Origin of the sequence: Roseomonas sp. HF4, assembly GCF_005222755.1 — a bacterium.
Classification (GTDB): Bacteria; Pseudomonadota; Alphaproteobacteria; order Acetobacterales; family Acetobacteraceae; genus Neoroseomonas.
Window position 1 is genome coordinate 371,271 of sequence record NZ_STGD01000001.1, and the last position, 25,942, is coordinate 397,212.

General features: G+C 73.3%; 20 protein-coding genes and 1 pseudogene. 5 read left to right on the forward strand and 16 right to left on the reverse strand.

Annotated elements, in window-relative coordinates:
- Positions 1–2: 2 nt before the first annotated feature.
- The 5 genes from E8M80_RS01765 to E8M80_RS01785 form a co-directional block, all read right to left on the reverse strand.
- Positions 3–1,025: an extracellular solute-binding protein gene (locus E8M80_RS01765; protein WP_137123926.1), complete on the reverse strand. Its 1,023-nt coding sequence runs from the start codon at positions 1,023–1,025 to the stop codon at positions 3–5.
- A gap of 288 nt (positions 1,026–1,313) precedes the next feature.
- Positions 1,314–2,099 carry an HpcH/HpaI aldolase/citrate lyase family protein gene (locus E8M80_RS01770; RefSeq protein ID WP_137123927.1) on the reverse strand — a complete coding sequence of 262 codons (786 nt, stop codon included), beginning with the start codon at positions 2,097–2,099 and terminating at the stop codon, positions 1,314–1,316.
- 54 nt (positions 2,100–2,153) lie between these two features.
- Positions 2,154–3,722 (reverse strand): ABC transporter substrate-binding protein, encoded by a 1,569-nt coding sequence (locus E8M80_RS01775; RefSeq protein WP_137123928.1) that lies wholly within the window; start codon positions 3,720–3,722, stop codon positions 2,154–2,156.
- Positions 3,723–3,779: 57 nt separating this feature from the next.
- Complete coding sequence (locus E8M80_RS01780; protein ID WP_240789845.1) at positions 3,780–5,426, reverse strand: cisplatin damage response ATP-dependent DNA ligase; 1,647 nt, start codon at positions 5,424–5,426, stop codon at positions 3,780–3,782.
- A complete protein-coding gene (locus E8M80_RS01785; RefSeq protein ID WP_240789846.1) occupies positions 5,423–6,472 on the reverse strand; it encodes a ligase-associated DNA damage response exonuclease in 1,050 nt (349 codons plus the stop codon). Before E8M80_RS01785 ends, E8M80_RS01780 begins: the two co-directional genes overlap by 4 nt.
- Before the next feature lie 48 nt (positions 6,473–6,520).
- Between E8M80_RS01785 and E8M80_RS01790 the strand changes: the two genes are divergently transcribed.
- Positions 6,521–9,049 (forward strand): ligase-associated DNA damage response DEXH box helicase, encoded by a 2,529-nt coding sequence (locus E8M80_RS01790; RefSeq protein ID WP_137123930.1) that lies wholly within the window; start codon positions 6,521–6,523, stop codon positions 9,047–9,049.
- A complete protein-coding gene (pdeM, locus tag E8M80_RS01795; RefSeq protein ID WP_137123931.1) occupies positions 9,049–9,741 on the forward strand; it encodes a ligase-associated DNA damage response endonuclease PdeM in 693 nt (230 codons plus the stop codon). Before E8M80_RS01790 ends, pdeM begins: the two co-directional genes overlap by 1 nt.
- Here the strand turns inward: pdeM and E8M80_RS01800 are convergent.
- A complete protein-coding gene (locus E8M80_RS01800) occupies positions 9,731–9,943 on the reverse strand; it encodes a hypothetical protein (RefSeq protein WP_137123932.1) in 213 nt (70 codons plus the stop codon). The two genes, pdeM and E8M80_RS01800, sit on opposite strands and share 11 nt — an antisense overlap.
- Positions 9,944–10,479: 536 nt before the next feature.
- Here E8M80_RS01800 and E8M80_RS01805 point away from each other — a divergent pair.
- The gene (locus E8M80_RS01805; protein ID WP_137123933.1) at positions 10,480–12,081 is read left to right on the forward strand and encodes an AMP-binding protein; all 1,602 of its coding nucleotides are present in this window, start codon (positions 10,480–10,482) and stop codon (positions 12,079–12,081) included.
- A gap of 331 nt (positions 12,082–12,412) precedes the next feature.
- Here the strand turns inward: E8M80_RS01805 and E8M80_RS01810 are convergent.
- The 5 genes and pseudogenes from E8M80_RS01810 to glmM all read right to left on the reverse strand — a co-directional run bounded on the left by E8M80_RS01810 (position 12,413) and on the right by glmM (position 17,112).
- A pseudogene (locus tag E8M80_RS01810) lies at positions 12,413–13,746 on the reverse strand (MFS transporter).
- A gap of 67 nt (positions 13,747–13,813) precedes the next feature.
- Positions 13,814–14,488 carry a transmembrane anchor protein gene (locus tag E8M80_RS01815; protein ID WP_137123934.1) on the reverse strand — a complete coding sequence of 225 codons (675 nt, stop codon included), beginning with the start codon at positions 14,486–14,488 and terminating at the stop codon, positions 13,814–13,816.
- Between the two features lie 11 nt (positions 14,489–14,499).
- A complete protein-coding gene (locus E8M80_RS01820; protein ID WP_137123935.1) occupies positions 14,500–15,222 on the reverse strand; it encodes a HupE/UreJ family protein in 723 nt (240 codons plus the stop codon).
- A 55-nt stretch (positions 15,223–15,277) separates the two neighbouring features.
- On the reverse strand, positions 15,278–15,619 hold the full coding sequence (locus tag E8M80_RS01825) for a hypothetical protein (protein WP_137123936.1): 342 nt from the start codon (positions 15,617–15,619) through the stop codon (positions 15,278–15,280).
- A gap of 137 nt (positions 15,620–15,756) precedes the next feature.
- On the reverse strand, positions 15,757–17,112 hold the full coding sequence (glmM, locus tag E8M80_RS01830) for a phosphoglucosamine mutase (protein WP_137123937.1): 1,356 nt from the start codon (positions 17,110–17,112) through the stop codon (positions 15,757–15,759).
- A 152-nt stretch (positions 17,113–17,264) separates the two neighbouring features.
- Between glmM and E8M80_RS01835 the strand changes: the two genes are divergently transcribed.
- Together E8M80_RS01835 and E8M80_RS01840 are read left to right on the forward strand one after the other, a co-directional pair.
- On the forward strand, positions 17,265–17,507 hold the full coding sequence (locus E8M80_RS01835; RefSeq protein ID WP_137123938.1) for a hypothetical protein: 243 nt from the start codon (positions 17,265–17,267) through the stop codon (positions 17,505–17,507).
- Positions 17,508–17,592: 85 nt separating this feature from the next.
- Positions 17,593–18,486, forward strand: a complete 894-nt coding sequence (locus E8M80_RS01840; protein WP_240789847.1) for an MBL fold metallo-hydrolase — start codon at positions 17,593–17,595, stop codon at positions 18,484–18,486.
- Positions 18,487–18,810: 324 nt separating this feature from the next.
- Here the strand turns inward: E8M80_RS01840 and folP are convergent, their stop codons facing one another.
- The 5 genes from folP to E8M80_RS01865 form a co-directional block, all read right to left on the reverse strand.
- Positions 18,811–19,860 carry a dihydropteroate synthase gene (gene folP, locus E8M80_RS01845; RefSeq protein WP_137123940.1) on the reverse strand — a complete coding sequence of 350 codons (1,050 nt, stop codon included), beginning with the start codon at positions 19,858–19,860 and terminating at the stop codon, positions 18,811–18,813.
- The gene (locus E8M80_RS01850; protein WP_137123941.1) at positions 19,857–21,476 is read right to left on the reverse strand and encodes a thiamine pyrophosphate-dependent enzyme; all 1,620 of its coding nucleotides are present in this window, start codon (positions 21,474–21,476) and stop codon (positions 19,857–19,859) included. The genes folP and E8M80_RS01850 overlap by 4 nt, the downstream gene beginning before the upstream one ends.
- Before the next feature lie 343 nt (positions 21,477–21,819).
- Positions 21,820–23,745, reverse strand: a complete 1,926-nt coding sequence (ftsH, locus tag E8M80_RS01855) for an ATP-dependent zinc metalloprotease FtsH (protein ID WP_137123942.1) — start codon at positions 23,743–23,745, stop codon at positions 21,820–21,822.
- Complete coding sequence (tilS, locus tag E8M80_RS01860) at positions 23,742–25,034, reverse strand: tRNA lysidine(34) synthetase TilS (RefSeq protein ID WP_137123943.1); 1,293 nt, start codon at positions 25,032–25,034, stop codon at positions 23,742–23,744. The genes ftsH and tilS overlap by 4 nt, the downstream gene beginning before the upstream one ends.
- Before the next feature lie 51 nt (positions 25,035–25,085).
- Positions 25,086–25,913, reverse strand: coding sequence for a hypothetical protein (locus E8M80_RS01865; RefSeq protein WP_137123944.1), 828 nt, complete (start codon positions 25,911–25,913; stop codon positions 25,086–25,088).
- Positions 25,914–25,942: the final 29 nt, after the last annotated feature.

The window sequence follows — 25,942 nt, forward strand, 5'->3', positions numbered from 1 at the left end:
GGTCAGCGCCAGCCCGCGCGCTGCATGACCTGCAGCGCCTGCGGCGCCATCGCGCCATAGCGCTGCGCGTTCAGCGCATCCGCACGGAAGGTGCCGAAGGCGGCGAGCGCCGGGTGCGGCTGCACGTCGGCCACCACCGGGTATTCGAAGTTGCCGTTGGCGAACATCTCCTGCGCGCGGGGGCCGGACAGGTACTCGATGAACTTCAGCGCCATCTCCTTGTTCGAGGATGAACGCACCACGCCGGCGCCGGAGACGTTCACATGCGTGCCGCGGTCGCCCTCGGCCTGGTTCGGGAAGATCACGCCGATCTTCTCGTACAGCGCCTTGTCGGCGGCGCGGTCGGAGGCACCGAAGCGCGCCAGGTAGTAGGTGTTCGCGATGGCAAGGCTGCCGACGCCGGCGGCCACCGCCTGGAACTGCGGCGTGTCGCCGCCCTGCGGCGGGCGGGCCAGGTTCTGCGCGATGCCGCGCGCCCAGGCCTCGGCCGCCTGTTCGCCATTGGCGACCATGACGCTCGCCATGAGCGAGGTGTTGTAGGGATGGGCCGAGGTGCGGACCAGGATCTGGCCGCGGAACTCGGGCTTCGCCAAATCCTCGTAGCGCGCGACGGCGGGCCGGCCGCGGGACTTGTCGTACATCACGACGCGGGCGCGGCGGGAGACGCCGTACCACTGGCCCTCGGGGTCGCGCAGGCTGTCCGGGATTCGGCCGGCGAGCAGGTCGCTGCGCGTCGGCGCCAGGATGCCGGCCGCGACGGCGCGCGCGAGCCGCGCGCCATCCACCGTGATCAGCACGTCGGCCGGCGTGTTCGCGCCCTCGGACTGGATGCGGGCGATCAACTGGTCGGCATCGCCCTCGATCAGGCGGATGCGCAGGCCGGTCTCGCGCGTGAAGCCATCGTACAGCGCGCGGTCGGTGTCGTAGTGGCGGGACGAATAGAGGTTGAGCGTGCGGTCCTGCGCCAAGGCGGGCCGCGCCAGCAGCGTGGCGGCGGGAAGGGCGAGGAGGTGGCGTCGCAGCATCGGATGACCCCGTTGGTTGGCGGAGGTGGTGGTACTGCAAATGAGAACCGCTCGCAAGATGAATTGCGAACGCTTCGCAAAATCGTCAACCCGCCGGCACGGCGCCAGGAGCGGCCTCCGACCCGATGGGGTCATCCGGCCGGAGGTCCCGCCCCGGCCGAGCCCGGCCCGCGCCGACGGCACCGCCCGGTCGGGCGCCGGGCGACGGCAGGATGCGCGACCGCATGCACCGCCGGGGCTTCAGGGCGCGGCCCGGCACGCCATCCATCCGGGCGGACGGATGGCGCCTCAGCGCTGCAGCCCGCGCAGGAACCTCGCCCGGCCGCCGCCGCCCGCCATCAGGAAGGAATGGTCCGAGCCGCTCAGCAGGAAGCGGGCACCGAGCGCGATGTAGTCCGGCGCCACCTTCTCGTCGTAGACGCCGCCCATGCCCATGTGCTTGCCCTCCGCCTGGCAGGCGCGGGCGACCTGGGCATAGGCATCGCGCACGTCGGGATGCCCGATCTGCCCCGCGATCCCCATCGAGGCCGTGAGGTCCGAGGTACCGATCATCAGGCAGTCGACCCCGGGCACCGAGGCGATGGCGGCGGCGTTCGCGACCGCGCGCGGGGTCTCGATCATCACGGTGATCAGGACCTCGCGGTTCAGTTCCGCCTGCGCCGCGGCGGTGTCCGCCACCACGAAGCCGTACTGCGCCGGCGGCCCGCCCCAGGACCGCTCGCCCAGCGGCGGGTAGCGGAAGGCGCGCACCACGGCCTCCGCCTCATCCCGCGTGTCGACGTGCGGCACGACCACGCCCATGGCGCCGTTGTCGAGGCAGCGCGTGCCCTCGAACAGCGCGTCCTTGCAGCAGCGCACGATGGGCGTGACGCCCTGGCTGAGCGCGGCCATGCACATGCGCGTGGCGTCGTCGACGCTCATCGCGCCGTGCTCCATGTCGACGAACAGCCAGTCGAAGCCCGACGCAGCCGCGATCATGCCGACCGCCGGCGTGCGCAGGTGGTGCACGCCGAAGCCGAGGGCGAGTTCGCCCGCTTCGAGGCGGCGGCGCGCGAGGTTGGGTGCGATCGGCATGGTTCGTTCCCCCGTGGTTCAGGCGGGGGAGCGCACCACGCGGCCAGGGGGCGGTCAATCCGCCGGGCGGACGCTCATGGCCAGCGTGTACTGGTCGATGCGCGGCACCATCGCGAGCCCCTGCCGCGCGCCCCAGTTGTTCACCTGCAGCAGCAGCGGCTGCATCACCGCCTCCGACAGCGCGAGGTCCGTCGCCTGGCGCAGCAGGGCAAGCCGCCGCCCGCGGTCCAGCTCCGCGCCCGCCGCGACCAGCAGGCGGTCGAGCTCCGCGTTGGAATACCGGATGCGGTTCGCCGCGCCGAGCCCCGTCTCCCGCGAGCGCGTGCCGAGCTGCGGCACGAGCGTATAGAGCGGCTCCCCCGTCTGGTTGCCCCAGGAGGAGAGGAAGACCGGCAGCTCGTAGCGGTTGCGCCGCGGCGTGAAGACCGCGTGCGGCATCATCTCGACCACCGTCGCCACGCCGATCCGGCTCCACATCTGCGCGATCGCCTGCACCTGGCGCGCCGCGTTGACGATCCGGTCGTTCGAGGTCGCGAGGGTCAGCCGGAAGCCGTTCGGGTAGCCGGCCTCGGCCAGGAGGCGGCGCGCGCCGTCCGGGTCGTGCGGCTCGACGGGAATGTCCGGGAAGTGGCCGAAGAAGCCCTCGGGCAGGAACTGCCCGGTGGCGATGGCCTGGCCCTCGTTGATGCGCTCGACGATCGCGCGCCGGTCGATCGCCATGGACAGCGCGCGCCGCACCCTTACATCGCCCAGTGGATTGGCGGTGAGCGCGGGGGCGCCCTCGGCCGCGCGGATCAGCCCGGTCGCGAGCGCGGCGTCGGTCCGGTCGAAGCCCAGGAAGACCAGCCGGTTCGACGACACGGTGAACAGCTGGAAGCGGCGGTCCGCCGCGAGCCGCGCGACGTCGGAGGACGGCACGTCGGCGATCAGGTCCACATCGCCCGACAGCAGCGCGGCCACGCGCGCGGGCGGGTTGGTGACGACGCGGAAGCCCACGCGCTCCCAAGGTTGCGGCGCTTCCCAATGGGTGTCGTTGCGGGTGAAGTGGATCTCGGTGCCGGGGGACCAGCGCGCGAAGCGATAGGGGCCGGTGCCGACCATCGCCCTGCCGGAATTGTAGTCCTCGGTGCCCGCGCCTTCGCCGTGCCGGCGGGAGACGATGAAGATGTTGGAGAGGTTCGACATCAGGAGCGGCGCCGGCGCGCGCGCCGTGATGCGGAGCGAATGCGGCCCCGTCACCTCGACCGTGCCGATCTCCCGCGTGTAGGTGCCGTAGGAGCCCGGGCTGTTCGGCACGTTGCCGGCCCGGTGCAGCGAGAAGGCGACGTCATCGGCCGTGAAGGGCGTCCCGTCGTGCCAGCGCACGCCCTCGCGCAGGCGGATCTCCCAGACGCGGCCATCGATGGTCGTCGCCTCCCGCGCCAGGCGCGGCTGGAGCTGCATGAGGTGATCCGGCGCGTGCAGCGTCTCGAAGACATGCGTGGCGGTGGCGCTGTTCTGCGCATGCGCGTGGTAGTGCGGGTCGATCGCGGTGGGCGCGGTGGCGAGGCCGATGGCCAGGCTTTGCGCCCCGGCGGAGGCGGCGGCAAGGACCAGGGCGGCGGCGAGCGGGGCGGCACGCATGGCGGGATCCTCCGGCTGGAACCTTCGCCGTCATGGGGGACCACGCCATGGCATGCGTCAACCGGAGCGCTTCTCCAATAGCGCCATCACCGCCTCCAGCCGGTCCGCCTCCTCCACCGGCTTGTCGCGCCGGATGCGCGCGATGCGCGGGAAGCGCAGCGCCACGCCGGATTTGTGCCGCGTGCTCAGTTGTGCCGCGTCGAAGGCCACCTCGAAGACGATGCCGCGCTCCACCTCCCGCACCGGGCCGAAGCGGTTCACCGTGTTGTTGCGGATCCAGCGGTCGAGCCAGGCGAGTTCCTCGTCCGTGTAGCCGGAATAGGCCTTGCCGATCGGCACCAGCTCCCCGTCGTCCCGCCAGACGCCGAAGGTGTAGTCGGAATAGAAGCTGCTGCGCTTGCCGTGCCCGCGCTGCGCGTACATCAGCACGGCGTCGACCGTCAGCGGGTCGCGCTTCCACTTCCACCAGAGGCCCTTCACGCGCCCGGCGACATAGGGCGCGTCGGCGCGCTTCAGCATCAGCCCCTCGATCGACGCGGCGCGGGCGCCGTCCCGGATGCGGGACAGCGCGTCGAGGCTGTCGAAGGGCACCAGGGCGGACAGCTCCATCCGCGCCGGCGCCGCGCGCGCATGCCAGGCTTCGAGCCGCGCCCGGCGGGCGTCGAAGGGCAGCCCGCGCAGATCCTCGGCACCCTCGAACAGCAGGTCATAGAGCCGCACCGCGGCGGGGAAGTCGCGCTGCATGCGCGCGGTCACGCCTTTGCGGTTCAGGCGCTGCTGCAGGTCGGCGAAGGGCGCGACCTCGCCGTCGCGCACCACCAGCAATTCGCCGTCCAGCACGCCGTGGAACTCCATGGCGGCCAGGATCTCGGGGAAGGCGCCGGAGATGTCCTCCCCGCCCCGCGACCACAGCCGCCGGCCGCCCGGCCCGGCCGTGATCTGCACGCGGATGCCGTCCCACTTCCACTCCGCGCGCCAGTCGGGCGCGTGCAGCGCCGCGAGGTCGGCCGCCTCCAGCGGATGGGCCAGCATCAGCGGGCGGAACACCGGCGTGTCGCGTGGGTCAGGACGGGGTGCCGCACCTTCCAGCCAGCGGAACAGCGGCGCATAGGGGGGTGCGACGCCGTGCCAGACTTCCTCGATCTCCTCGACCGGCCGGCCGGACCATTCGGCCAGCGCCACGCGCGCGAGCCGGCCCGAGACGCCGACGCGAAGCCCGCCCGTCACCAGCTTGATCAGCGCGAGCCGCCCGCCGGCATCGAGCGTGTCGAGCCAGCCCGCGATCAGCGCCGGGATCCCGGCCCGGGGCGTCGTCTCGAGCGCCTCGACCACCTCGGCCAGGGTCGGCGGCGGCGCGTTGGTGGCCTCCTCCATCGCCTGCGATTCACGCTCCGCGCCTGTGGCGCTGCGCGATCGCAGGCCCGCCCGCGGCTGCCAGACCAGCGCCAGCGTCTCCGCCAGGTCGCCGACATAGTCGTAGGACAGCCGCCACAATTCCGGATCGATCCGCGCCGCGCCCAATTCGCGGATCACGCCCGGCTTGGCGACGGCGAAGACCAGTTCATCGGTCATCGCCGCGAGGCCGATTCCGCGCTCCGGGTCCGGCTGGTCCGCGAACCAGCGCCCGAGCAGCGACAGCTTCGCGTTGCGCCCGGGCGTGAAGACCAGGCGTTCGAGCAGTTCGGCGAAGGCGGGCAGGCTCATGCGGCGGCCTCGGGCGCGGCGTCCTCGTCCTCCTCGCCGCGGCCGACCAGATGCAGGGCGCGGCCGCGGATGCCGCGCTGCGCCAGCGCGTGGATCAGCGCGTCCTCCCGCCCATGCGTCACCCAGACCTCGGGCGCCTGGACGTCGTCGGCCGTGGCGAGCAATTCGTCCCAGTCCGCGTGGTCCGAGATCACCAGCGGCAATTCGACGCCGCCCTGCTTCGCGCGCTGGCGCACGCGCATCCAGCCCGAGGCGACGGCCACCACCGGTTCCGCCAGCCGACGCGCCCAGCGGTCCGCCACCGCCGAGGGCGGCGCCAGCACGATCGCGCCGCGCAATTCGTCCTTCTTCGCGACCGTCGCGGCGCGGAGGTCGCCAAGCTTCACGCCAAGCGATTCATAGACGCGGCAGAGCGCGACATGCGCGCCGTGCAGGTGGATCGGGCGGTCCCACCGGGCTTCCCGCAGCAGCGCGACCAGCCGCTGGCACTTGCCGAGCGAATAGCAGCCGACGACGTGCGTCCGTTCGGGGAACAGCGCGACGGAGCGCAGCAGCCGCGCGATCTCGGCCTCGGCCGGCGGGTGGCGGAACACCGGCAGGGCGAAGGTGGCTTCCGTCACGAAGACGTCGCAGGGCTCGGGCTCGAAGCCCGCCGCGGTCGGGTCGCGGCGGCGCTTGTAGTCGCCCGAGACCACGGCGCGGGACCCCCGCCATTCGAGGCAGACCTGCGCCGAGCCCAGCACATGACCCGCCGGGCGCAGCCAGAGCCGCACGCCGTTCACGTCGAGAACCTCGCCGAGCGCCAGCGCCTGCTGGGTCGCACCGGCCCTGCCCTCCCCCATGCGCTGCGTCATGATGGCGAGCGTCTCGCGCGTCGCCAGCACATGGGCGTGGCCGGGGCGGGCATGGTCGGAATGGCCGTGGCTGACCACGGCGCGCTCCACCGCGCGCGTCGGGTCGATGTAGAAGCCGCCCGGTTCGCAGAACAGGCCGGACGGAGTGACCTTCAGCCAGGTCTCGGGATGGGGGGATGTCACGGGGCGCATATTGGGCGGCTTCCCGGAAGCGGGAACCGCCGCCATATTGCCCGCCGAATGAGAACATTGCCAGAACCTTTCGCCGGCTGGTTCGCGTCGCGCGGCTGGACGCCGCGGCCGCACCAGATGGCGCTGCTGCAGGCGGCGCAGCGCGGGGAGCACGCGCTGCTGCTGGCGCCGACCGGCGGCGGCAAGACGCTGGCGGGGTTCCTGCCCTCGCTCGTGGATCTGGCGGCGAACCCGCGGGACGGGCTGCACACGCTCTACATCTCGCCGCTCAAGGCGCTGGCGGTCGACATCGCGCGCAACCTGACCCTGCCGGTCGAGCAGATGGCCCTGCCCATCCGCATCGAGACCCGCACCGGCGACACGCCGGTGAACCGCCGCGCCCGGCAGCGGGAACGCCCGCCGCAGATGCTGCTGACGACGCCCGAGAGCCTGACGCTGCTGCTCTCGCTGCCCGATGCGCCCGCGCTGTTCGGCGGCCTCGGTGCCATCATCGTGGACGAGGCGCATGCGCTGGCCGGCACCAAGCGCGGCGACCAGCTGGCGCTCTGCATGTCGCGGCTCGCGACGCTGGCGCCCGGGGCGCGGCGCGTCGGGCTCTCGGCGACCGTCGCGCATCCGGAGCCGCTGCGCGCCTGGCTGTCGCCGACCGCGCGGCCCGATGACGTCCGGCTGATCGAGACGAAGGGCGGCGCCGCCCCGGTGTTCGACCTGCAATTGCCCGAAGGGCGCCTGCCCTGGGGCGGGCACATGGGCCTCGCCTCGGCGCCCGAGATCTACCGGCGGATCGAGGCGGCGCGCGTCACGATCGTCTTCGTCAACACGCGCGCCCAGGCGGAACTGGTGTTTGCCGCGCTATGGCGGCTGAACGAGGCGGCGCTGCCGATCGGCATGCACCACGGCAGCCTCGAGATCGGGTTGCGCCGCAAGGTGGAGGCCGCGATGGCCGAGGGCCGGCTGCGCGCGGTGGTCGCGACGGCCTCGCTCGACCTCGGCATCGACTGGGGCGACGTGGACCAGGTGGTGCAGGTCGGCGCGCCGAAGGGCGTCTCGCGCCTTCTGCAACGCGTCGGCCGCGCCAACCACCGGATGGACGAACCCTCCCGCGCCGTGCTCGTGCCCGCCAACCGCTTCGAGGTGGTGGAATGCGTCGCCGCGACGGAGGCCGCCGCGGCCGGGGAACTGGACGGGGAGCCGCCGCGGCCCGGCGGGCTCGACGTGCTGGCGCAGCACGTGCTCGCCATGGCGTGCAGCGCGCCGTTCCACCCGGATGCGCTCTATACCGAGGTCACGCGCGCGGGCCCCTATGCCGCCCTCGCGCGCCGCGACTTCGACGACGTGGTCGGCTTCGTCGAGGATGGCGGCTATGCGCTCGCCGCCTATGACCGCTTCCGCCGGCTGTTCCGCGATGCCGAGGGGATGCTGCATATCCGCGGCCAGGCGGCGGCGCGGCAGTTGCGCATGAACCTCGGCACCATCGTCGAGACGCCGATGCTCAAGGTCCGCATCCGTGGCGGCGGCGTGGTGGGCGAGGTGGAGGAATGGTTCGTCTCGACGCTGGAGCCCGGGGACTGCTTCCTGTTCGGCGGCCAGGTGCTGCGCTACGAGCGGCTCGACCCCGCCGCCGTCATCGTCTCCCGCGGCGGGGAGGGCGAGCCGCGCGTGCCCGTCTATGCCGGCACGCGCATGCCGCTGACGACGTATCTCGCCGCCCGCGTGCGCGCCATCCTGTCCGACCCGCGGCGCTGGACGCACCTGCCCGAGCCGGTGCGCGAATGGCTGCGGCTGCAGCGCCTGAAATCCGAGCTGCCGCCGCGCGACGGGCTGCTGGTCGAGACCTTCCCACGCGGCGGCAAGTGGTTCCTGGTGGCCTACACCTTCGAGGGGCGGCTCGCGCACCAGACGCTGGGAATGCTGGTGACGAAGCGGATGGAGCGGCGCGGGCTCGGCCCGCTCGGCTATGTCGGGACGGACTACGTGCTGACCGTCTGGTCCGCCTTTCCGCCGACCGAGATGGACGACCTTTTTGCCGAGGACATCCTGGGCGACGAGATGGAGGAATGGCTGGCGGAATCCTCGATGCTGCGCCGGACCTTCCGCAACGTCGCGACCGTGGCCGGGCTGCTCGAGAAGAAGCACCCGGGCCAGGAGAAATCGGGCCGCCAGATGACGATGAATTCCGACCTGATCTACGACGTGCTGCGCCGCCACCAGCCCGACCACATCCTGCTGCGCGCGACGCGGGCGGAAGCGGCGCAGGGGCTGACGGACGTGGCGCGCATCGCTTCCCTGCTGGCCCGCGTGAAGGGCCGCATCCGCCACCGCGCGCTCGACCGCGTCTCGCCGCTGGCGGTGCCCGCGCTGATCGAGGAAGGGCGAGAATGGGTGGCCGGCGGCGCCGAGGACGCGCTGCTGGCCGAGGCCGCCGCGCTGGTGGCGGATGCGACCGGTGGCGCCGAGCATTTCGCCGAGACGCTGGCCGAGGTGACCGAGGCCGTGCCGGTCCGCGGCACCTCCGTCGCACGGGAGAAGCGGCGGTCGAAATGGCGGCGCTCGGCGCCGCGCATGGTGACCGGCTGATGGCCGCGGCCCCCCTGCACATCGCGGGCGAGAGGCTGATGCTGGACCCGGCCGGCGTGCTGCACTGGCCGGCGCGGCGGCTGATGTGCGTGGCCGACCTGCATCTCGAGAAGGGCAGCGCCTTCGCCGCCCGCGGCCGCCTGCTGCCGCCCTGGGACACGCGGGAGACGCTGGCGCGCCTGGTGCCGCTGCTCCGCCTCTATCGGCCGCGGCGCGTCGTGTTCCTGGGGGACAGCTTCCATGACGACGACGGCCCGTCGCGTCTGGCGGCGGCGGATCGCGCGGCGGTCCTGCACGCGCTGGCCGGGATCGAGGCCGTCTGGGTCGCCGGCAACCACGATCCCTCGCCGCCCGCCGGCCTGCCGGGCATGGCGGCAGCGGAACACGCCGAGGGGCCCTTTGTCTTTCGCCATGTCCCGGCGACGCGCGCGAAGGGCGAGATCGCGGGCCACCTGCATCCGAAGGCAGCGGCGCCGACGCGCGCGGGCGGCATCGTGCGGCCCTGCTTCGTGAGCGACGGCGCGCGCGTGCTGATGCCGGCCTTCGGCGCCTTCACCGGCGGCCTGGACGTGGCAGACCCTGCGATCGCGTCGTTGTTCCCGCGCGGGGGTCGCGCCTTCCTGCTCGGCCCCCAGCGCCTCTATGCCTTCCCGCTGGCGCCCGGACGGCGGGCGCCGGCGTTCAGCGGCTGAACCCCGCGTCCGCGCCGAGCATCAGGACCGTGAGGGCCACATGCAGGCGCCGGACGGCGCCGATGTCGCCATCCTCATGCGCCTCGGCCAGGCAACGCTCGAGCGCGGCGACCGCGACGGCGAGAGGCGCCGCCGCGCTGCCGCCGCGACGTGCCGCCGCACGGAGGTCAAAGAGCGCGGCGGGCTCGACAACATGGTTCATAAAGGCATCCCCCGGTGGAACGACGCACGGACCGGCATCCCCAAATGCCGACCCGCCGACGCGCTGCCGGATCATGCGCCTACCGATTCGCACGCCACAATCGCGCTCACGCCCGCGTGTGGCCGATGCGTGCATCTCTGCCGCAGGTGTTGCATCAACGACTCACCCCCCCGGCGGGCGACGGCAAGTCCAATGCGCCGTGGTGCAGGGTCGGAGAATATTTCTCTCCAAGGTTGCAAACGCGCCCCTCAGGTCGATCAAACCGCATGGACAGGGTGCCGGCGAGCCACCGGAGATGCCGCCGGGGCGGCAACGCGATCCGCTGCCGCGAGACAGACGGCGGCGGCGCAATCGGGAACAGCACCAACCAGCCCATAACGCCTTGATATGCGTGAAAGTTTTCCTTGCACACGTCTACGCGTTCGCGAGATCGTGATCGTACGCAAAGCGGTCGCCCCCCGTCCGCAGCGCCTGTCCCTCAACCGCCGTCCCGACGCCCGGACGGCTCCGAACGCCCAGGAGCCGCCCCCCCGGCCATGGCCTCGCTCATCCACGACACCCACGCCCCGGCGCCCGGCACCAGCGCGGACGAGGCCGGCAGCATCGCCGCCGCCTGCTGCGACCGCTGGGCCGACGGCGCCAACCGCCCTGCCCTGCTGCACCTGCGGGCCGACGACACGGTCGAGCGCATCGGGTTCGACGCGCTGCGCGACGCCTCGCTCCGATTCGCCCGGGCACTGGCCGCGCGCGGCGCCGGGCGCGGCGCGCGCGTCGCGATCCAGCTGCCGCAAGGGCCGGAGGCGCTGGTCGCGCTGTTCGCGGCCGACCGCCTGGGCGCCATCGCGGTCCTGCCGGGTCCCGCCGCGGGCGGCGCCGTCCTGGCCCGGCGGCTCCAGGCCACGGGCGCCATGGCGCTGGTGACCGACGCGGCGGGCCTGGCCGACCTTGAGCCGGCCCTGCACCTGGCGCCGTCGCTCCGCCACGTGTTCTGCACCGATGGCGAGCGCGCCGGCGCGCTCGGCTTCTGGGCCGAGGCGCAGCACGCCGCGCACCGGGCGCCGTGCCGCGCCGGCGGCCCGGGTGCCGCGGCGCTGCTGCTGCTCGGCGCGGACGCGATGGGCCGCGAGCGCGGGGTGCTGCATGCCGCGCGCTCGGTGCTGGCGCAGGAGGCGGGCTTCGTCGCCCGCTTCGGGCCGCCCGGCGACAGCCCGGACCCAGTCTGGACCGCGCTGCCCTGGGGGCGCTGCGGCGGCCTGCTCGATGTCGTGCTGCCGGCGCTGGCGCTCGGCGTGCCGGTGGTGGCGCACGACATGCCGGCCTTCAACCCGGGACGGGCCCTGGAGGTCGTCGCGCGCCTCGGCGTCGGCGGCGCGCTGCTACCGCCCGAGGCGCTGTTCGCGCTGCGCGATGCAGGCGCCGCGTTGCCCACCGGGCACAGGCTCCGCCGGATCGTGACTCAGGGCGGCGCGCTGCCGCCCGGATTGCTCGACTGGGCAAGGGCGGCGCTCGGCGTCCCGGTGACGGATTCCCTGGTGCGCCCGGAATGCGGCGTCATCCTCGTGACCACCCCTGGGGTCGCGCCCGGGGCCGCCGGCGCTTACCCGCCGCCCGGCCGGGAGGTCGCCGCGGTCGATGCCGCCGGCCGGCCGCTGCCTGCCGGCCAGCCCGGGCGCATCGCGCTGCGCCGGCCGGATCCGGGCCTCTTCCTTGGCCATTGGGGGGATACGCCCGCCGCGCGCCCCACCCGCGGCGGATGGTTCGCGACGGATGCGACCGGGACCGTGGGCGCCGACGGCGGCGTGCGACTGGCCGCCGCGGCCTGCGAGGGCTCGGCGCCCGAGACACTGGAAGCCTGCCTCCGCGGCCATCCGGCCGTGGCCGGCGCGGCCCTGCTCCGTCCCGGCGCGCCCGAGGCCGACGGCCCGGCCACCGCCATCATCGTTCCGCGCCGCGAGGCGCTGCCCGGCGCCGGGCTGGCGGCGGAACTGCGCGACTTCATGCGCGCGCGCTTCCCGGACCGACTTTGCCCGCGGCGGATCGCCTTCGCGCGCGACCTGCCGGAACACCGCAGCGGGCTGCCGCTGGCGGCGCTGCTCGAAGGCACGGCGGGGCTCGGCGCCGGCGCGCCGCCGGCCTGAGGCCGGCCCGCGTACGCGGCCGCAGGACGTCGTCGAGGATGTGAGGTTCGGGAACGACAACCTCGACAACCTCCTCCGGCACCAGGGCCCGGGCAAGCTGCGCACCGGTCAGAGGGGGCGGACGGCCGCGCGTGGCGGTTCCAGCGGAGGATGCCGCATCGAGGCCGGATTGCGGGGCATGCCCTCGTCGCCCGCATGCGCCGCCTGCTCGCCATCCTCGGGACAGGTCAGCCATGGCGAAGCGCTCGACCGAAAAGACGGCCGCTCGACCTTCCTTCGATGTTCGCGTTTGGCAGGACGGGGCGGCGGGCGCAGGCCGAAAGGCGCCGCGTCAGCGCGGCCAGCGCGGATGCAGGTCGTCGATCACGACGGCATGGCGATGCCGGAAGCCGTCGGGCCCGGCCTCGATCGGGCCGCCGCCGGCCTCGCGGTGCGGATGCTCCGCCGGCAGCCCGGCATGGCGATGCTCGACCTCCGCCGGGTCGCCCCGCGGCCACAGGACGACGGCCGCGCCCAGCCCCGCAATGGCCGGCAGCGCCAGCACCAGGAAGGTCGGGCCCATCCCGGCCGCGGCGCCGAGCCAGCCGGCCAGCGGATAGGCCACCAGCCAGCAGGCATGGCTCAGCGCGAAATGCGCGGCGAACAGCGCCGGCCGGTCGCCCGCATGGGCCGATCGGCGCAGCAGCCGCCCGCTCGGCGTCAGCACCAGCCCGTTGCCGAGGCCGAGCAACGCCCAGACCGGCAGCAGCACCGGCCAGGACGGCGCCAGCGGCGCGACCAGCAGCCCCGCCACGAGCAGCACGCCACCCGTCAGCATCGCCGCGCGGTCGCTGACCGACCCGCCGAGCAGCCGCGGCAGCGCCAGCGCAGCCACCATCGACCCGAAGCCATAGGTCGCGAGCGTCCAGGCCACCTCCCGCTCGCCCAGCCCGAAGCCGGCCCGGACCAGCACCACGGTGTTCACGATCACCATTGCCCCCGCCGCCGCGACCGTAAGGTCGAGCGCCAGCAGCCCGCGCAGCCGCGGCGTCGCGAGGAAGATGCGCGCGCCCCGCGTCGTGCGCCCGAGCGCGCCTTCCTCCGTCGTCGGCGGCTTGGAGGACGGCAGCACGACCGACACCACCAGCACCGCCGAGGCGAGGAAGCCCAGCGCATTCAGCCCGAACAGCCAGTGGAACCCCATCACGCCGAGCAGCGCCGCGGCGATGGCGGGGCTCATCAGCGCCTCGAGGTCGTAGGCGAGGCGCGAGAGCGACAGCGCCCTGGTGTACTCGCCTCCTCCGGCAGGACGTCCGGGATGGTCGCCTGGAAGGTCGGCGTGAAGGCGGCCGAGCCCGCCTGCAGCAGGAAGATCAGCAGGTAGACCTGCCAGATCTCCGTCACGAAGGGCAGGCACAGCGCGACCGCCGCCCGCAGCACATCGAGCGCCACCAGCAGCGCGCGCCGCGGCACCAGATGCACGAAGGCGCCCGCGACCGGCGCGATGCCGACATAGGCGACCATCTTGAGCGCGAGCGCCGTGCCGAGCACCGCGCCCGCCTCCGCGCCCGCGAGGTCGAAGGCGAGCAGCCCGAGCGCCACGGTGGCGAGGCCGGTGCCGAGCAGCGAGAGCAGCTGCGCCGCGAACAGGTGCCGGTAGGTCCGGTCGGCCAGGGGGCTGAGCATGGGCGGGCCTTCGCTCTGGGTGGGCCCTGCGCGCGGCGCGGCGCGCAGGGCTGTCGGGCGCGGCGCCTCAGGGGCGGATCACGCGCTGGTAGTCTCCGTTGGTGCGCAGCGTGACCGTCACGTCGCGGCCCGACCGGTTGCGCCAGAACCAGCCATGCGTCCCGTCGAAGGCCGCCGTGAAGTCGCCCTGCTCACCGGAGCTGCCGCGGCCGTTGCGGTAGCTGTGGGAGAAGTTGCGCGGCGGATTTGGCGGTTCCCCGTGCAGGTCGAAATTGACCGGCCCGGTCGCCGACCAAGTGTAGGCAACGCGCGCGCCGCGCCGCATCTCGAGCTTCACCTCGAGCCCCTGGTTCGGGCGCAGCGCGATGGTCGTCTCGTCGCTGCGCGCCGCCGGGGCGGCCTGCGCCGCGGCCGAACCGATCACGAGCCGGGCGAAGACCGTCCCGATCAGGCTCGACCGCTGGTCGGGCGCGGCGGCCGGTGATGTCGCGGGGGCCGATGCCGGCTGCGGCTGGCTCGCGGCGCGGTCGGCGGCTGCCTCGGCGGCGAGCTGCATCTTGATCTCGCCCATCTCGGTCAGGCCGAGCGGGCGGCCGATGCCGGTCGGGTCGATGCCGTATTCGGCCGGCAGCACGATCGTGACGAGGATGCCCGCCGCCGCCACGACGGCGATGGCGGTGGAGCGCAGCAGCTGCCGCGAGGACGGCAGTTCCGCACGGGTCGGAAGGTCGGTGTTGTACATCTGCATGCTCCTCAGGAGACGAACCAGCCGGTGAGCTGAAAGCCGATCAGCACGAAGCCGGCGGTCATCATGACGACGTTGGCGGTGTAGGCATGGCGCAGGAAGGCAGGGCTGCGACGCCAGAAGCCCATGACGATCAGGATCGCGGCGAGCGCGAGCAATTGCCCGACCTCGACGCCCACGTTGAACGCGAGCAGGTTCGGCACCAGCCCGTCCGGCGAGATGTCGTATTCGAGGATCTTCGAGGACAGGCCAAAGCCATGGCAGAAGCCGAACACGAGCGTCGCCAGCCTGGTATCCGGCTGATGGCCGAACCAGCGCTGGAAGGCGCCGAGGTTGTCGAGCGCCTTGTAGACGATCGAGAAGCCGATGATGGCATCGATGATGTAGCTGTTGATGCCGATGCCGAAATAGACGCCGGCCAGCATCGTGGTGGAATGGCCGAGCGCGAACAGGCTGACATAGATCGCAATGTGCTGCAGCCGGTACAGGAAGAAGATCACGCCGAACAGGAACAGGATGTGGTCGTAGCCGGTGACCATGTGCTTGGCGCCGAGATAGACGAAGGGCAGCAATTGGATGCCCGAGATTTCCTTGATGTAGCCCTTGTCACCCTCGGCGACGGCGTGGGCGAGGGCTTGCGTCGTGGCAAGCGTCAGGCAGAGGCACAGCAGGGCCGCGAGGCGCCATGGCGTGCGCGTCAGGAGGCGTGCTCCTGGCAGGGTCAGGTTCATGTCGAGGACCGTTCGATACGGGATGCGGAGCGTCCGGGGACGGCGGAACGGCGCTTCACGCGGCCGGGCGCGGCGGACGCTCCAGCCGGGCCGTGAGGCGGGGTGTCAATTCATCCGCGGGCGCCATGGAGGGCGGGGCGCGCGCGGCGCCGCGCAACGGCCCGCCGCCCCCGGCGGGCATCGTGGCCTCATGCAGGTGGTCGGCCGGGCCATGGTGATGCCCGTGCCCCGCCCGGCGCGAAGGATCGGGCTCCGCCGCGGCATCGTGGTCGTGGTCATGCCCGTGCGGCGCCGCTTCGTCCGCGGATGTCGCGCCGAATGCGCCGAGCGCGATACAGGCGGCGAGCAGGAGACTGGCAAGGACACCGATCTGCGACCAGCGGTGCAAACGCCTCAACCCCTCCTGTCCGGCCGGCATCATCCGGCCGACGCGGACAGGTAGCATCGGGGACGGGTCGATGCCAGGGGCTCGGCGCGGCACCGCGACCGTGCCGCGCATCCGATCTCGGCGTCCGAGGGCGGCGTGGGGGCGCCTCAGCGCGCCGCCTGCGCCCGGATCCTGTCGGCCAGCCGCGCCACCGTCGCCTCGACCAGCCCTTCCTCCTCCGCCTCCGCCATCACGCGGATCACGGGCTCGGTGCCGCTGGCGCGGATCAGCACGCGGCCGCGCGCGCCGAGGGCTGCTTCCTCCGCCGCGATCGCGGCCTTCACCCCTTCGTCGAGCAGCGGCGAGGCGCCGGCGTAGCGCACGTTGACAAGGCGCTGCGGCAGGGGCGCGAAGCAGCGCAGCGCCTCGCTCGCCGGTCGGCCTTCCTCGACCAGCACCGCCAGCACCTGCAGCGCGGCGATCAGCCCGTCACCCGTGGTGCCGAATTCCGGCATGATCATGTGGCCGGACTGCTCGCCGCCGAGGTTGCAGCCCACCTCGCGCATCCGCTCGCCCACATAGCGGTCGCCGACGGCGGTGCGCAGCAGGCCGAGCCCGCGCGCGGCCAGGAACCGCTCGAGCCCCATGTTCGACATCACCGTCGCGACCACGGCGCCGCCGCTGAGCCTGTCCTGCGCGTGCCAGGACCGCGCGATCAGCGCCAGGATCTGGTCGCCGTCCACGACCTGGCCGGTCTCGTCGGTCAGCACCACGCGGTCGGCGTCGCCATCCAGCGCGATGCCGAGGTCGGCGCGCCGTTCCTGCACCAGCGCCGCCAGCTGCGCCGGCGCCGTCGAGCCCACGCCGCGGTTGATGTTGAAGCCGTCGGGCGCGACGCCGATCGGCACCACCTCGGCCCCCAGTTCCCAGAGCACCGTCGGCGCGACCTTGTAGCCGGCGCCATGCGCGCAATCGACGACGATGCGCAGGCCCTCGAGCGTGCGGCCGCGCGGGAATGAGGCCTTCGCCGCCTCGATGTAGCGGCCCGGCGCGTCGTCCAGCCGGCTCGCGCGGCCGAGCCGGCCGGCCGGCACCAGCGCGGCGGCGAGGTCGCCGGCCATCAGCGCCTCGATCGCCATCTCCTGGTCGTCGGTCAGCTTCAGCCCGTCCGGGCCGAACAGCTTGATGCCGTTGTCCTCGTAGGGGTTGTGCGAGGCGCTGATCATCACGCCGAGATCGGCGCGGAGGCTGCGCGTCAGCAGCGCGATGGCGGGCGTGGGGAGCGGGCCGACCAGCACCACGTCCATGCCCGCGCCGACGAAGCCCGCGGTCAGCGCGGGTTCCAGCATGTAGCCCGACAGCCGCGTGTCCTTGCCGATGACGACGCGGTGGCGATGCGCGCCCCGGTTGAAGTAACGCCCGGCCGCCTGGCCGAGCCTGAGCGCGGTGGCGGCGTCCATCGGCGCGGTATTGGCGGTGCCGCGGATGCCGTCGGTCCCGAAAAGGCGTCGCGTGTTCGACATGAAGACCCTCGTGGCCAGCCCCTGCATGCTCGCGCCGGCTCGGCGCAGCCTCTACAGCCGGCGTGGATGGCGGTCCACGGTCTCGCATTGCGGGCCCCGCATCCCCATCTTCCGATTGCTAGCCGCAACCTGACAGCCAGTGGAGGTTTTCCATGCTCAAGGTAGCCGCCCTCGCCTTCATTCCCATCGTCGCGGTCCTGCTCGGGACCCTCGCCATCCTCGTGACGTCGTTCCCGTCGTTGACGCGGGATTTCACGACCGGCGCCAGCCTGATCTACGGCGGCGCGGCGCTTTGCGTGCTCCTCGCCATCCCGCTGGCCTGGCTGGTGGCACGGCGCATGCTGCTGCGGCGCGAGAAGCGCCTGCTCGACGCGGCGGCCGGTCGCGGCGCCTGACGCGCGGCGGCCGGGCCGCCCGGTTTGGCGGCATCGGGCCGCCATGCTCTCCTGCCCCGCGCATGAACGGGGAGGAGCATTGCCGATGATCGCACCGCCGACGGAACAAGGTCCCGGTTTCCACCACCGCCGCGTCGGCGACATCGTCGTGACCTGCGTCAGCGACGGCTTCCTCGAAGGCTCCATGGCCGTGCTGCAGAACATCACGGTCGAGGACTCCTCGGCCATGCTCCGCGCCGCCTTCCGGCCGGTGCCGCGGCAGACGCAGCTCAACTGCTACCTGATCCAGGCCGCCGGGCGCGTGGCGCTGGTCGACACCGGCGCGGGGGTGCACATGCAGAAGACCTCGGGCCTGCTGCCGCGCAGCCTGGCCGCCGCCGGGGTCGCGCCCGCCGACATCGACACCGTGCTGCTGACCCACATGCACCCCGACCATTCCAACGGCCTCGCGGGGCCGGCGGGCGAAGCGCTGTTCCCCAATGCGGAACTCGTCATGCACGCGGCGGAGCCCGCCTACTGGATGGACGAGGCGATCGAGGCCGAGGTGATCCGCAGCGGCCAGGGCGTGACCTCGACCGGTCCCTATTTCCCGATGGGGCGCCGCCAGATCGCCCCGTACCGCGACCGCACGCGCCTCTTCACCGGGGGCGAGGTCTTCCCCGGCGTCACGGCCGTGCCGCTCCCCGGCCACACGCCGGGCCACACGGGCTACCTGGTCGCCTCGGGCGCCGAGAGCCTGCTGATCTGGGGCGACATCATCCACGTGCCCGAGGTGCAGGTCGCGCGGCCCGAGGTGACCATCCAGTTCGACGTCGACCCCGGGCAGGCGGCGACCATGCGGCGGCGGATGCTGGACATGGCGGCGAGCGAACGGATCCATGTCGCGGGGATGCATCTCCACTTCCCCGGCACCGCGCACATCCTGCGGGACGGCGACGGGTTCAGGCTGGTCGCGGATGCGTGGAGCGACCGGCTTTAGCGGGCGCGGGCGGGCCGGCGCGGGGAAGGTCGCGGGAGGAGAACCTCCCCCGAGCCCGGACGCCAAGCCCTCCCTTTCGTTGCCACCGGACCCCCAGGGCCGGCGCCAGGCGCCAAAGAAGGTTGAGGGGGCCCGGGGAGAGAACTTCCCTTCTCCCCCCGTTCTTGGCCGACCGCTCATTCATGGCGCTCGAAGGTTTCACCTTCGTGCCCCTCAAGCGCGGGCGGGCCGCATCCGCGGCCCTTGGCTTCGCCGGACAACCGGCGGGCCGCAGTCGCGGCCTCGGCCCTTCGGGCCGAACGTCGGAACTTCGTGCGCTTGGTATCAGCCCTCGGGCGCGCGCCCGGCCGCGCAGGCGCGCCAGACCGTCAGCGCCTGAACCGTCTCGGCCACGTCGTGCACCCGCAGCACCGAGGCGCCGCGCGCCGCCCCGGCCAGCGCCGCGGCGATGCTGCCGGGCACGCGCTGCCCCGCCTCCTCCACGCCGCTCAGCGTGCCGATGAAGCGCTTGCGGGACGCCCCCAGCACCACCCGGCAACCCAGCGCGGCCAGCAGCGGCAGCCGGTCGATCAGCGCCAGGTTGTGCGCCAAGGTCTTGCCGAAGCCGATGCCGGGATCGACCGCGATCCGCCCGCGCGGGATGCCGAGCGCCTCGCAGGTCGCGATCCGGTCGCGCAGGAAGCCCGCGACCTCGAGCGCCACGTCGTCGTAGGACGCGCGGGACTGCATCGTCGCCGGGTCGTCGCCCGGCATGTGCATCAGCACGACCGGCGCCTGCGACTTCGCGAGCAGTGTCAGTGCCGCCGGGTCGTGGCGGAGCGCCGAGACGTCGTTGACGATCTCCGCCCCGGCGTCGAGCGCGGCCTGCATGGTGGCGGCGTTGCGCGTGTCCACGCTGACCGGCGCGGCCTTCGCCAGTTCGCGCACCACCGGCAGGATGCGCGCGATCTCCTCCGCCGCGTCGATGGCGGCCGCGCCGGGCCGGGTCGATTCGCCGCCGACGTCGAGGATGTCGGCCCCGGCCGCCAGCATCGCATTGCCGGCGGCGATGGCGACCGCCGGGTCGAAATGCCGCCCGCCATCCGAGAAACTGTCCGGCGTCACGTTCACCACGCCCATCACCAGCGGCCGGTCCGAGGCGAGGCCCGCGAAGGGCACGGGCCGCTGCGCGATGGCGTGCATCGCGTCGTGCCAGTCCTCCGGCACCTCCTTGATCGGCCCGACGCCGAGATCCTCGCCGTCCTCGATCAGGCGCACGAAGGAAAAGGCGATGTCGCCGCCCTGCAGCGGCAGCGCGAAGCCCTCCCGCAGCGCGTGGAAGGCGACGGGGCCGGTCAGCAGGCCGAGCGGCTCGACGAAGCGGCCCGCGGTCATCGGCGCATCGGCGAGATGAAGCGCCAGGGCTCGCTTTCCTGGCCGATGTTGGTCGCAACCTCGATCAGGCAGGGTGCGTTGGCGGCGAGCGCCTCGCGCAACGCGACGCGCAGCCCATCGGCATCCGCGACACGCCAGGACCTGACGCCGAAGGCGCGCGCATAGACTTGGAAGTCGGGGTTGGTCAGTTCGGCGCCGGCGTGCCGGCCCTCGAACAGCCGCTTCTGGTCGCGCAGCACGTTGCCGTAGGCGCCGTTGTTGAACAGCACCGTCACCAGGTTGATGCCGTAGCGCACGGCGGTCGCGAGGTCCGATCCGCCGAACAGGAAGCCGCCATCGCCCGTGACCGCCACCACCGCGCGGTCCGGATGCGCGACCTTGACGCCGAGCGCCGTCGGGAAGCCTGCGCCGAGCGTGCCCGAGAAGCCCGAGGTGATGAAGCTGCGCGGCGTGTGCATCGGCAGCCCGAACCAGGAGACGTAGCCGACCTGCGTCATCTCGTCGCAGAAGATGCCGTCCTCGGGCAGCGCGTCGCGGATCGCCTCGATGAAGGACATCTGCGGCTGCAGGCTCAGGATCTCCTCGGCGATCGCGGCCTTGGCGGCGGCGATCGCCGCCGCGCGGCCAGGGTCGGCCTTCGCGGCGACGGCAGCGGCCAGCGCGCGCGCGCCTTCCGCGCTATCCGCCACGATGCCGAGGTCGACGGGCAGTCGGCGCATCTCCGCCGGGTCGATGTCGATGCGCGCGACCTTCAGCCCCGCGGGCAGCCCGCCCCAGCGCGCCGTCGGCACGTCGAGCCGCGTGCCGAAGGCGACCAGCAAATCAGTCCCTGCCCAGAGCCGGTAGCCCGCCGGCACCGTCAGTCCGAGCGGATGGCGGTCGTCCATGATGCCGCGCCCGCTGCGGAAGGCGACGACCGGCGCGCCGGTCTTCTCGGCCAGCGCGCGGATCTCGGCCGAGGCATCCTGCGCGCCGCCGCCCACCCAGATCATGGGCGCGCGCGCCGCGTCCATCATGGCGGCGAGGCGCGCGATCCTCTCCGGGTCCGGCACAGGGTTGGGATGCGGCGGCAGCGGGTCGCGCGGCGTGACCTCGGCCACCGCGGGCATCTGGTCGAGCGGCATCTCGAGCGCCACGGGGCTGCGTCGGCCCGACATCATCTCCTGGAAGGCGCGCGCGATCTTGGTCGGCGCCTCGGTCGGGTCCTCGATGCGGTCGGCGTGCTTGAGCAGCGTGCGCAGCGTCGCGAGCTGGTCCGGCAGTTCGTGCAACTGGCCCCGCAGCCGCCCGATCATCGCCGACGGCACCTGACCGGTCAGGCACATCACCGGCGCATTGACGCCCCAGGCGGTGGCGAGCGCGGCGGTGGTGTTGAGCACGCCTGGCCCCGGCACGACGGAATAGACGGCGGGCCTGCCGGTCGCGCAGGCATAGCCGAGCGCCATGTAGGCGGTGGTCTGCTCATGCCGCGCATTGATGACGCGGATGCGGTTGGCGTTGCGGGCCAGCGCGTCGAACAGCCCGTACATCTGCACGCCCGGCAGGCCGAAGACCGTATCGATCCCGTGGCGGAGCAGGCTGTCGACGATGGCGTCCCCGCCGGTCATGCGCGGCATGCGGTGCTTCCCCCTGGGTGTGCGGGCAGAGAGCAACAGGGGCGACGTTTCGCGTCAATCGTGCCGGAGGGGCGCTGCCCCTCCGGACCACCCAGCCAAAGGCCGAAGGGCCTTTGGAAACCGTGACTTGGCGCCGGGCATGGAGCACGCGCCAGAGCGGCCGCGGGGCACAGCGCGCCCCGAAGAAACGTTCGACCGAGGTGCCCGGCATGTCCGCGGACCTTGCGCGCAACCGCGGTGCCCGGCGCCAGGTATGGGTTTGCAAAGGCCCTTCGGCCTTTGCCGGGTCCAGGGCGGAGCCCTGGCCGGGAGGTCCGGAGGGGCAGCGCCCCTCCGCGACCCTTCAGGTCGCCGGAGCCGCCCCCGGATTGAGCCCCGGCGGCCGCGGCGTCGTCGGCCGTCCCGCCGCCGGCACGGACCCGCGGCCCGTGTTCACCGGCTCGTCCGGCCGGTTGCGCACGACCGGCTCGCCGCGGATCACCTGCTTGATCTCATCGCCCGACAGGGTCTCGTACTCCAGCAGTCCCTTGGCCAGCAGGTGCAACTCGTCCATGTGGCCCGACAGGATCTCCTTCGCCCGGCCATAGGCGCCGTCGATGATGGCGCGGATCTCGCTGTCGATCTTGCGAGCCGTATCCTCGGAGACATTCTTGGTCTGCGTCACCGAATGGCCCAGGAACACCTCCTGGCTGTTGTCGCCGTAGGCGATCATGCCGATCACGTCCGACATGCCCCATTCGGTGACCATCATGCGCGCCTGGTTGGTCGCCATCTTGATGTCGCCCGAGGCGCCGTTGGACACCTTGTCCGGGCCGAAGATGAGTTCCTCCGCGACGCGCCCGCCCATCGCCATGGCGAGTTCGGACTTCAGCTTGGACTTGTGCTTGGAGTAGCGGTCGCCCTCGGGCAGCGACATCACCAGGCCGAGGGCGCGGCCGCGCGGGATGATCGTCGCCTTGTGCACCGGGTCGCATTCCGGCTCGTGCATCGCGACCAGCGCGTGGCCAGCTTCGTGGTAGGCGGTCATGCGCTTCTCGGCCTCGGACATCACGAGGGAGCGGCGCTCGGCGCCCATCAGCACCTTGTCCTTGGCCGCCTCGAATTCCGCCATGCCGACCGTGCGCCGGCCGGTGCGCGCGGCCAGCAGCGCCGCCTCGTTCACGAGGTTGGCGAGGTCGGCGCCCGAGAAGCCCGGCGTGCCGCGCGCGATCACCTTCGGATCGACGTCGGAGGCCAGCGGGACCTTCCGCATGTGCACGCGCAGGATCTTCTCGCGCCCGTTCACGTCGGGGTTCGGCACGACCACCTGGCGGTCGAAGCGGCCCGGGCGCAGCAGCGCGGGGTCGAGCACGTCCGGCCGGTTGGTGGCCGCGATGATGATGACGCCCTCGTTGCTCTCGAAGCCGTCCATCTCGACCAGCATCTGGTTCAGCGTCTGCTCGCGCTCGTCGTTGCCGCCGCCGAGGCCGGCGCCGCGATGGCGGCCGACCGCGTCGATCTCGTCGATGAAGATGATGCAGGGCGCGTTCTTCTTGCCCTGTTCGAACATGTCGCGCACGCGGGACGCGCCGACGCCCACGAACATCTCGACGAAGTCGGAGCCGGAGATGGTGAAGAAGGGCACGTTCGCCTCACCGGCGATCGACCGCGCGAGCAGCGTCTTGCCGGTGCCCGGGGGGCCCACCAGCAGCACGCCCTTCGGGATCTTGCCGCCGAGGCGCTGGAACTTCTGCGGGTCGCGCAGGAAGTCCACGATTTCCTCGAGTTCCGCCTTGGCCTCATCGATGCCAGCGACGTCGTCGAAGGTCACGCGGCCCTGCTTTTCGGTCAGCAGCTTGGCCTTGGACTTGCCGAATCCCATGGCGCGCCCGCCGCCGCCCTGCATCTGGCGCATGAAGAAGATCCAGACGCCGATCAGCAGCAGCATCGGGAACCACGACATCAGGTAGTGCAGCAGCGGGTTGACGTCGCTTTCCTCGGGCCGCGCGACCACGCGCACGTTCTTCTCGGTCAGGCGGGACACCAGGGCCGGGTCTTCCGGCGTGTAGGTCTGGAAGGTGCGGCCGTCGCTCAGCGTGCCCGACAGGGTGCGGCCCTGGATCGAGACCTCGCGGACATGGCCGGCGTTCACCTCGTTCAGGAAGTCGGAATACGCCACCTGCTGCGCGCCCTGCCGCCCGCCGCCCGAAGGCTGGAACAGGTTGAACAGCGCCACCAGCAGCAAGGCGACGATGACCCAGAGCGCGAGGTTCCGGCCGAAATTGTTCACGTGCGGTTATCCGTCTCCGAGCCGGGCGGATCGGTCCGCCGGCTGTCGTCACTACAGATAAGGTCGGGTTGACCACCCTTGAATGGCTCGCCCGAAAACTCCCCCCGGCCGCCCGGCTCGAACACCAGGCGGAACGGATGGCAATCCAGTTCGGAAGGATAGTCCAGCGCAGGGACCGCGGCCAGCACGCCGTGCGGGTCGCGCAGCGCGGGCAGGCTGCGGAGCACCGCCGCGGGCAGGCCACGGCCCGGCATCCGGCCCGCCTCCGCCCCCAGCGCACCGATCGAGACCCCCTCCCGCCCCGGCCCCGCCAGGCGGAAGCGGCCATCCCAGACCGCGCCCGGCCGGGCCGGCACCGCCGCGCCCATCATCCCGGGGTCGCGCGCGAGCAGCCAGCGCCCCCCGGCGGCCGGCCGCAGCCAGGCGCCGCCGAGCGTGCCCGCCCCGCGCACCAGCAGCGCCGCCACCGCCGCAGGCCCCGGCGCGAAGCCACCGCCGCCGATGACGGCCACCAGCCGCGCCAGCGCCGCCGCGGCGGTCGCATCGGCGCCGAGCGCCCGGGGGACGATCCAGGCGAAGCCTTCCGGACGGATCTCCGCCGCCAGCGCCAGCCGCGCGGCCACCTCCGCCTCCGCGCGCGCCCGGCGCAGGCCGAAGGCCGCCGCGGCGACGCCGAGGGCGGCGATGCCCGGCCCCTCCCCGCCCGGATCGGCCAGCGCGCGTCGCAGCCGGATGCGGGCGAAGCGAAGGTCGGCGTTGGACGGGTCCCGCACGGGGGCGATGCCGGCCGCCGCCAGCACCGCCTCCAGCGCCGCGGGCGGGACGCCCAGCAGCGGGCGCAGCAGCAGCGCGGGCCCGGCATCGCGCGTCGGCGCCATGGCCGCGAGCCCGGCCGGGCCGCTGCCGCGCAACGCCCGGAACAGCAGGGTCTCCGCCTGGTCGGCGCGATGATGGCCGAGCAGCAGCCAGGGTCGCCCCGCCGCCGCCGCCGCGCGCGCCAGCGCCGCGAGCCGCGCCGCCCGTGCCCGCTCCTGCAGCCGCGGCCCGCCCGGCAGGCCGAGCGGCAGGACCCGCGCCGCGATCCCGCGCGCGGCAAGGCCCGCGGCGACGCCAGCCGCCTCCGCACCGCTGTCCGGCCTGATCCCATGATCGATGACGAGCGCCAGCAGGTCCCCGCCCCGCGCCCGCGCCCAGTCGTCGGCCAGCAGCGCCAGCGCCAGGCTGTGCGGTCCGCCCGAGACCCCGGCCGCGAGGCGCGGTGCGCGCCCGAACGGCCCGAGCGGCGCCATCAGCGCCGCGAAGGCCTCGGGGCTCAGGCGCGCGCTATCCCCATGACGGCGTCAGCGGCACTGCGCGCGGCGGCGCGCGTCCGCCACCCGCCGCGCCAGCGGCGCCGCGAGTTGCGTGTATTCCGAGCGAAGCTGGTCGAGCGTGTCGCAGGCCTCGCGCCGGGCGCCGAAGCCCTGAAAGGAATTGGCGAGGCCGAGCAGTGCCTCCGGCGCGCGGGACGACCGCCGGTTGGCGCTGTAGGCGTCGTTGAAGGCGAGCGCGGCGTTCTGGTACTGGCGCCGACCGAGCAGCGCTTCCCCCAGCAGGATGTTGGCGTCCTGCGCGCGGGGCCCCAGGCGGCCGCGCAAGGCCTCGCGCGCCGCGGCCTCGGCGGTGTCGAAATCGTCCCGCGCCAGGGCCGCCTGGCCCTCGGCGATGGCGCGTTCAGCGGTTCGCGGGGCGCCCTGTGCGGGCTGCGCCGGCGTTGCCGCCGGCGCCTGCGGAGGGCGCGCGGTGCCGCCGCGGCCGCCCCCTTCCAGCTGCTGCAGCCGGAAATCCATGTCGCCGCGCAGTTTCTCGACATCCTCGGCCAGGCGGCGGTTGGTGTTCTCCGCCACTTCAAGGCGGCCGCGCAGGCGGCGCACCTCCTCCTCCAGCTCGCCGACGCGGCCCAGCAGCTGCTGCACGGTCTCCTGCGGCGCGCCGCCGCCGGCGCCGCGCGGGGCGACCGGCACGGGGGACGGCGCGGCGCCGCCGCGGCGCAGCAGGTCGAGGTCGCGGCGCAGCTCCAGGATCTGGTTCTGCAGCGCGATGCCCTCGCGGCTGTCCAACTGCGCCGCGGCCGGCAGCGGCGCCAGCAGCGGCAGGGCGATCAGGGCGAGGCGGAGCGGCGCGCGCATGGCGGCACGGCTGGCCCGGCCGGGGCCGG